The sequence below is a fragment of the Moraxella sp. CTOTU47915 genome, assembly GCF_031986685.1.
Lineage (GTDB): Bacteria > Pseudomonadota > Gammaproteobacteria > Pseudomonadales > Moraxellaceae > Faucicola > Faucicola tetraodonis.
On sequence record NZ_DAMAAE010000029.1, the window covers coordinates 1 to 8311 of the forward strand.

The following is an 8311-nucleotide window of genomic DNA, read 5'->3' on the forward strand; positions in this document are numbered from 1 at the left end:
TTGGGTTTGATTCTTTCATATAGCTATAATACTATATTTTATGGGTTTGGTATTAGATTGTTATCTGTTCAATAATTTAAATGAGGTCAGACAATTAACGGATGAATGGATCGAGGTTTATAACTACGAACGACCGCATGATTCATTGAATGATATGACACCTGCTGAGTTTAAACAGGTGGCTTAATGTTTCTACTTTGATGTTGTTTTAAGTTTGGGGTATTTACACCCTTTTTATCCAAGCATAAAGGCTATGGGTAGTTGTACCTAAACCTGTAGCTACTTCTGCTACGCTATAGCCTTTCTCTGTGACTTGTTTTACTGCTTCGATTTTGAATTCTTCAGGGTATCGTTTACCGCTCATATTCACCTCATAAATTAGCCATTTTATCTAACTTTAAGGTGTCTACAAAATCGGTGGCTATTCACTCTTTATTCCCAGTCCTAATTGACAAAGTGAAACAGTAAATTAAAAGCATGATAATGATTTACACGTTTTTAGAAAAGAAACGTATTGTTTGAAAAATCCGCCTAAGCCTAAAAATGCATTTATAAGTTGTGTATTGGACATTCTAAACAAAATATACTTTCAAATTGGCAGGCTGATCATGCAGCGAAGTTAAACAATCAGCCTATAATCAAGTGAATCAATTACCACCCACCACCCAAGCTGTTATATAAGGCAATCAAATTAAGGGCTTGACCCAATTCATTCTGTATCAAATTTTGCTCATATTCTTGGGCGGTGATTCGAGCCTTTGGCATATCGTCAAAGGTTATTCGTCCATAATTAAATAACTTTTTGGCATGGTCTGCCTGTAGTTCGGCATCTTTGACGGCATTTTGTAGGTTACGATGTTGACGAATCAAAGCGGTATTAAGCTGTGAGCTGTTATCCACTTCTGCCAATGCAGTGAGCAAGGTTTTATCATAGTCCGCCATTACCGCCTGTACTCGGGCATCGGCTGCTTCGATGTTATGTTTAATACGGCCATTGGTAAACAATGGCACCGAGACATTGGCATTAATCAGCCCTGCGGTTATCCCAGTACTATCTAAGTCATTATTACTAATGGACAAACCGCCATTCAATGCCCCAAAATTAATCCCAAATCTAGGGTATTGGTCGGCAACCGCGCTACCATGCAAAGCGGCTAGTGCATTAACTTGCGCCTGTTTGGCGCGAATATCGGGGCGACGGGTCAGTAAATCGCTAGGATAATAGCCTTGTGGGGCAGGGGGTAAGTGTTTTAAGACATTGACAGGGCTAGGTGGCAAGTCAAAGTCTTGTGATGTCTTACCACTTAATACTGCGATTTGGCGGATGTTGGCTTGACGTTCTGCAGATAGATTGTCTTGTTTGGCTTTGATACCTTGCAATTTAATATCGATATCATCAATGTCATAGCGAGTCGCTTGTCCTAAATCAAAACGCGCTTTGGCGTAACGGCGTAACTCGCTTAGCGAAGATTGGGTTTGCTTGAGAATTAACGCTTCTTGTTCTTTACTGCGTGCTTGAAAATACGCTTGGGCGATTTTGGCAGCGACTAGCATATGAGCACCGTGGATTTTTTCTTGGGTCGCAAGATAGGCGTAGCCTGCGGCATCGGCATCGCTTTGTTTTTTGCCAAAAAAATCAGGTTCCCAACTAGCTAATATGCCCAAATGATACGCATGTCCATCAACATCAAGGCTAGAATCGCCCCAATCACTACCAAGCATACCTAGAGGTTTGCGGACCTTAGAGGGTAGAGGGTTATCGACATCACTATTCACGCCTGTGATGCTGCCACCGGCACCTACCATAATACCTTTATTGGCATTGGCAAGATTAGCAACTGCGCTTGCTTCATCAATCCGAGCCTTAGCTTCTCGTATATCCGGTGCCGTTTGTAGGGCGTGCTCGATTAGGCTAGTAAGTACAGGGTCATGGAAATTTTGCCACCATGTGCTGATATTGTTTTGCTCACCAACCGGCAATACATAATTAAATTTTTGTGGCATAACAACTTGGGATTGCGATTTGACAGGCGTATTTTGACAGCCAGTTAAACTGGCGGTAAAAGCAGTGGTTAATATACCTGCTAAAATTAAATGAGATAAAGTAGATTGCTTCATAGTTTTACCGGTCATTTTTATCACTATTTTTAACTTTGGATTTGGTTAACATCTCGATTGGTAAGGGTATAACGCACACACCCAATATACCGTAATTTTGCCAAAATTATCTTTACCCTTGTTTATCAAGCATACTACGGAAGCGTTTTAGGGCAAAAAACATAAAAATCAGACCTGACACGGTCATCTCGAGCAAATAATGTCCCACGATAGGCAAATTGGCGTCACGAAATAGTACCGCATGGCTAAATAAGGCATATTGGGTCACAGGGGAGAATTGCGAAATACTTTGCACCCAGGTAGGCATACTCTCAAAGGGGCCATCGCCGCCTGATATTAGTCGTAAAACCACATACACCGGCAACGACAATAGTCCAAATTGTGGCAAAGTCGGCGCAAGGGTAGCAAACATAATACCCATTGCCGACGCCGAGAATAAAAATAAAAATGTACCCAGCATATACAAGGCAATTGAGCCATTAATCTGGACACCAAGCCACCCTTGCACCACAAACATCAAGGATAAAAACGCAGCCGTCGCTATCACCACGCCGTTACTGATGATTTTTGACAAGGCTATTTGGTTGGCGGAAACAGGCATGACCAGTAAATGCTCAATCGTTCCTCGTTCTTTTTCACGGATAATCGCTGCGCCCACTAGCATCATGGCAAGTAAAAAAATGAAGCCCACAATGTTGGTTACCGAGAAAAACCAATGGCTGGTAGTATTCGGATTAAACCACACGCTGGTTTGCACCTTGACCGGTAGTTGATCTAACGGGCTGGTTTTTTTAAGATAGTTATAGCTTTCTTTATTAAAAATCTCTTGGATATATACCATACCCACCCCTGCTTGCGACACGGCAGTGGCATCAGCAGAAAGTTGCACCGTTGGATGTTTATTATCCCGCACGTCTTTCTCAAAATTTTCTGGAAATTCAAGCGAGAAAATATAGTCGCCTTTATCAAAGCCATCACTGAGTTTTTCAGTGTCTGGTACATACACGGGTTTTTGAAAGTTTGGTGGTTGTAGGGTCGATACCATATAATTGCTCATTTGCGATTGGTCGTGGTCAACCACTGCCACAGTGGCGTTATGCACTTCGGTAGTGATCCCTGTCGAAATGGTATAAATAGACACGGTGAACAAAAAAGCAATGATGATAATTACCATTTTATCGCTAAATAGGGTTTGAAACTCTTTGTTGGTTAAGGTGATGACGTTTTTAACCCATTGTCCCCATGGGGATGGTGGCCTGCTAACTTGATGATACATGGCTTATTTCTCCTGTTTTTGCAAACACAGACTTGCCAAGGTTACATAGGCAACCCCAAAGCCTAAAATAATCACATAGTTATGCACAAAACTGTCAATGTCTAACCCTTTGGTAAATGCACCTAAGCTGATTTGTTGGAAGTATGCCGCAGGAAAAGCTTGACCTACCCAATGGCTACTGCCTGTGATCGATGACAGTGGGTATAAAAATCCTGAGAAGTTCAATGCAGGAATCATGGCAGCCACCGCCGTAGCAAACACAGCAGAAACTTGGGTTTTCATCATTGAAGAAATCCATAATCCAAAGCCTGTTGCAGTACACACCAACAAAAATGCCCCAATGGTTAGTCCCATAAACGAGCCTTTTATCGGTACACCAATAATGACGATTGCAATCCAAACTAAGCTAAAATAACTGCCCAATGCGGTCAAAATATAGGGTATTTGCTTTCCTATTAAAAACTGGGTGGTTGAGGCAGGAGAGGTATAAAGATTGCTAATTGAGCCGAGTTCTTTTTCTCGTACTACCCCTAAAGCAGTCATCATCGCAGGAATCAAAATCAAGCCAAGCATAATCGTGCCAGGGATGATGGCATAAATACTGGCAAAGCCTTGGTTATATAAAAAACGCGGGTCTATCACCATCACAGGGCGGGTATCAAGGGGTAAGCCTGTTTGACGGATTTTGTCTTGGGCATAGTTGAGTAAAATACCTGTGACAAAGCCTTTGATATTCTCTGCAATAAAGGGCGCACTACCGTCAATATAAAAATTAATCTCAGGTCTGTCTAAGTGCTTCATATCTGAAGCGAAATGGTCAGGGATTTCTAACACCAGTTTAGATTGACCGCTTTTAAGCTGCGTTTGGATTTCTTCGATAGAGTCAAGCTTTTTTACGCCCGAAAAATAAGGCGAACCATCAAAATATTGGATAAGTTCACGGCTTTCAGTACTTTGGTCGTGGTCGATAACTGCCATGTTCAAATGATTAATGTCAAACGACACAGCATACGCTACCGTCATCATGATGATCACAGGGCCAATCAAAGCAAATGATAGTCGAATTTTATCTCGGCGTAATTCTTTGCTTTCCCGATTGGCAAAAGCAAGCATGAGTGACAACCAAGCCCATAAGCCTTTACGGTGGGTGGCTTTTTTACCGGTCTCTTTAGCCGATTGTGTTTGTGGTGTGATTGATTTGATCTGTTCGCCATTTGCTTGATTATTAGCTCTAGTGGGTTTTTGCTCGACTTTGTTGTCATTGGATGCTTCGAGTAAATACTCGATAAAGGCTTCTTCCAACGTTTTGGCGTGTTTGTTGGCTTGTAACTCTCGTGGTTTGCCCACCGCTAGCAAGTTGCCTTGCTGCATCAGCGAAATACGATCACAACGCACCGCTTCACTCATAAAATGGGTGGAGACAAAAATGGTAATCCGTTGTTCACGAGATAATTCGACCAATTTTTTCCAAAACATATCCCTTGCAGCGGGGTCAACCCCTGACGTCGGCTCATCTAAAATCAACACTTTAGGTTGGTGCAAGCATGCAGCTGCTAATTGCAGGCGTTGGCGAATACCCAGTGGTAAATCTGCCGGCAGTTTGTCGGCTTCTTTGGTCAAATCAAAGGTAGCAAGGCTTTGGTCGATATAGTTTTTCTGTTCACTTTCTGGAATACGGTATAGTTTGGCATGGAGTTTTAAGTTACCACGTACAGTCAGTTCTTCGTAAAGAGAGAAAGCTTGTGACATATAGCCGACTTTTAGGCGGTTTTCGATGCTACCTGCGGTAACAGGTTCGCCAAGCAATTTGGCTGTACCTTCAGTCACATCAAGTAAGCCTGTCAACATTTTCATGGTAGTGGATTTACCGCAACCATTTGACCCTAAAAAGCCAAAAATCTCACCTTGAGCGATACTAAAACTCACATGGTTCACTGCCACAAAGTCACCAAAGCGTTTGGTTAAGCCTTCGGCTTTAATGGCTGGTGGTAGGCTAGGGTCGGGTACAAACGGGGGTACTGTAAAGTTACTGTCGCCGCGTTTATTTTCTGGCAATAGCACATTATAGGCTTCTTCAAGGTTGAGCCGACCTTCAGCATCGTAATAGTTTTGGGCATATTTTTTCACCACATTGGTGGTTTTATCATTAATTAGCACTTCGCCATCGTTCATCGCGATGATGTACTCAAACTGGGCGGCTTCATCGATATACGCTGTCGAAACAAGCACGGTCATGCTTGGGTTCTCGGCTCGGAGCGAATCGACCAATCGCCAGAACTGCTGACGCGAGAGGGGGTCAACCCCTGTTGTCGGTTCATCCAAAATTAGCAAATCTGGGTCGTGCACCAAGGCACAGCACAGGCTGAGTTTTTGTTTCATACCCCCAGAGAGTTTGCCAGCCGGACGGTCTTTGAACTTAAGCAAGTCGGTCGCTACCAATAATCGCTCAATACGAGCTTGGCGAGAAGCTTTGTCAATGCTAAATAGCCGAGCATGAAAGTCGATATTTTCAAAAACCGATAGGGTCGGGTAAAGGTTATGTCCCAAGCCTTGTGGCATAAAGGCGACTTTATTGAGTAAAAACTCTCGAGCTTTTTTATTGTGCATATCCTTGTTCAGCACTTGAACTGTGCCAGTTTGGATTTTTTTCATCCCAGCAATTAGGCTTAGCAAGGTCGATTTGCCGACGCCATCAGGCCCGACCAGACCGATGGTAGCAGATTTGGGAAGGGCTATACTGACGTTTTTGATGGCTTGGATGACCTTACCATAGCGATGCGAGACATTGCTCACTACTACAGCAAAGTCATCACTATTGTCTTTGGATTGAGTGTTATCGAAAGTCATGCTGACGCATCCTTTGTCGGTTATTGCCCTACCGTTACGGTGGATGCGATTTGTGGATGTACAGGTCGGCTTGGGGCGATTGGTACAATCGATGGCATGTTGACTTCTAGGTCCTTGCTCCATGCTTTACTTGGATCAAGTTGCACATAACCTTGGGCTGTCATACCGCCTTTGAGCAAGGTTTGGTAACGGCTTGCCACTTGTGGATCAAGACTTAATTTGACACGGTACATCATCTTTTCACGTTCGTTTTTGGTTTCGACGGATTTTGGCGTGAATTGTGATTGGTTAGCCACAAAGCTAACTTTGGCAGGGAGTACGGCTTTGATACCGTCTAACACGATACGGGCAGGGCTACCAATTTGAACTTGATTACTGCTGTCAGTTGGCAAAAAGATTTCAAGATAGACATCGTTTGGATCAACTAAGGTTACAACTTTGCTACCAGGGGCAATCACATTGCCCACTTCGACAATGCGATATTCAACCCGCCCTGCTTGTGGGGCACGCACATACATATCTGATTGAATCGATTTGACACGATTTATTTGAGATTGGGCTTGGTTGATTCCTGCTTGGGCTTGCTCGATCCCTGCTTGGGCTTGGTTAATTCCTGCTTGGGCTTCGGCAACGGCTGCTTTGGCCTCGGCAATACCCGATTGGGCTTCAGCAATACCTGCTTGTGCTTCTGTGCCACCTGCTGCTGCTTGTGCTTTGGCGGCTTGAGCAGCAAGAACTTCGGCTTTGGCAGCTTGGTAGGCCTGCTCACGCTGTTGTAATTCAGCGATAGAAACTAAGTCATCTTTCCGCAATGCTTTTGTGTTATTTAGATTGTCTAGCGCGATTTGTAATTGGGCTTTTTTAGCAGCAATCACCGCATCGGCTTGGTTGACACCGCCTTGGGTACGAGCATAGCCACCTTCAGCACGTTTTTCGGTACCCATGGCACGAGTGACCGCGCCTTCAGCACGAGCTTTGGCAGCTTGCGCTTGCGATTTACGGCCTTCGGCTTGCAATTTGGCAGCTTCGGCTTGCAATTTGGCAGCTTCGGCACCTTGCAGTTGAGTATCAAGTTCTTCAGAAGATAAGGTCACCAGTGGCGTGCCTTTTTCGACCAAGTCACCTTCATGCACAAGCACTTGGCTGACACGTCCTGCGCGTAGGCTAGCCACATCGATATTTTGTAGTTGTAGACGTCCATTGGAAGAGGCAAAGCCTTCTGGGGTCGTATCAGCGGTACGTTTGTAGTTCATATACACAGCAAAAGCGACTGCCACAGCCAATATCAAGGCGATCAGAATATAATAAGATTTTTTCATGTTTTAGTCTTAAAAAATAGCTGACAACTATTTAATAGTACTTTGTAAAAATCCTTTTTAAGTATCTAATAGAACATTTATCAACATTTACTATAGAAAAAATAAAGCTTTCCAAATCTTTATTTATTCAAGCACAATATATTCCCTTAATAGAGTTATTGATAAAAAAACTCACAAGAAGGTAGGGCTATTATGGTTTTTTGTTTAAGATAGTACGTAAATTCTAATTTATATCATTACTTGTAATGTAACAAATAGAAATTAAAAACTGTTTCTAAAATAAATTTTAGCACTAAAATTCATATAAGAGTAACAATACAGAAAAAAATTTGTGAACTAACGTTAACTAGAATTTTCGGCTGTGGTATAAAAAGAATACTTACTATACCCAGCCATAATTGACATAGTGAAACAGTAAATCAAACGCTTTAAAATGATTTGCTAGCTTTTTCGAAAAACAGCTTGTCTTTCGAAAGACTCGCCTAAGCCTTTGCCTAAAACGATTGTTGTTCCCTTCAATATCAACCGTATGGTATTTACCCACCTTTTTAAAATCAAAATCAAAGGCGGTTAAAAAGCTATCCCAGTTATCACAGCAGACATAGCCAAAATCAACACCTAATTCATCAAGCTTGGCTCGTAGCTGTGTGGCTGTCTTTAAGTTGCGTTTGCCCCATACGAAGGCAACAATCTCACTATCTCGACTTACCTTTATGGGGCAGTATGTCCTGCCACAGGTCAAAGTGTGGGA

Annotated in this window: 5 protein-coding genes and 2 pseudogenes; 1 reads left to right on the forward strand and 6 read right to left on the reverse strand. The window is 42.8% G+C overall.

What is annotated here, in order from left to right; all coding sequences use genetic code 11:
• Nucleotides 1-49: 49 nt before the first annotated feature.
• A pseudogene (locus RTL34_RS11360) lies at nt 50-187 on the forward strand (integrase core domain-containing protein); the annotation flags it as partial.
• 42 nt (nt 188-229) lie between these two features.
• Here the strand turns inward: RTL34_RS11360 and RTL34_RS11365 are convergent.
• The 6 genes and pseudogenes from RTL34_RS11365 to RTL34_RS11390 all read right to left on the reverse strand — a co-directional run.
• A pseudogene (locus RTL34_RS11365) lies at nt 230-364 on the reverse strand (transposase); the annotation flags it as partial.
• A 287-nt stretch (nt 365-651) separates the two neighbouring features.
• Nucleotides 652-2133, reverse strand: a complete 1482-nt coding sequence (locus RTL34_RS11370; protein WP_312117010.1) for a TolC family protein — start codon at nt 2131-2133, stop codon at nt 652-654.
• Nucleotides 2134-2230: 97 nt separating this feature from the next.
• A complete protein-coding gene (locus RTL34_RS11375; protein ID WP_312117011.1) occupies nt 2231-3394 on the reverse strand; it encodes an ABC transporter permease in 1164 nt (387 codons plus the stop codon).
• Nucleotides 3395-3397: 3 nt separating this feature from the next.
• Nucleotides 3398-6241, reverse strand: coding sequence for a ribosome-associated ATPase/putative transporter RbbA (gene rbbA, locus RTL34_RS11380; RefSeq protein ID WP_312117013.1), 2844 nt, complete (start codon nt 6239-6241; stop codon nt 3398-3400).
• 20 nt (nt 6242-6261) lie between these two features.
• Nucleotides 6262-7560, reverse strand: a complete 1299-nt coding sequence (locus RTL34_RS11385) for an HlyD family secretion protein (protein ID WP_312117015.1) — start codon at nt 7558-7560, stop codon at nt 6262-6264.
• 382 nt (nt 7561-7942) lie between these two features.
• Nucleotides 7943-8311 (reverse strand): IS1 family transposase (locus tag RTL34_RS11390; RefSeq protein ID WP_312117017.1); only part of this gene is annotated, 369 nt, incomplete at its 5' end.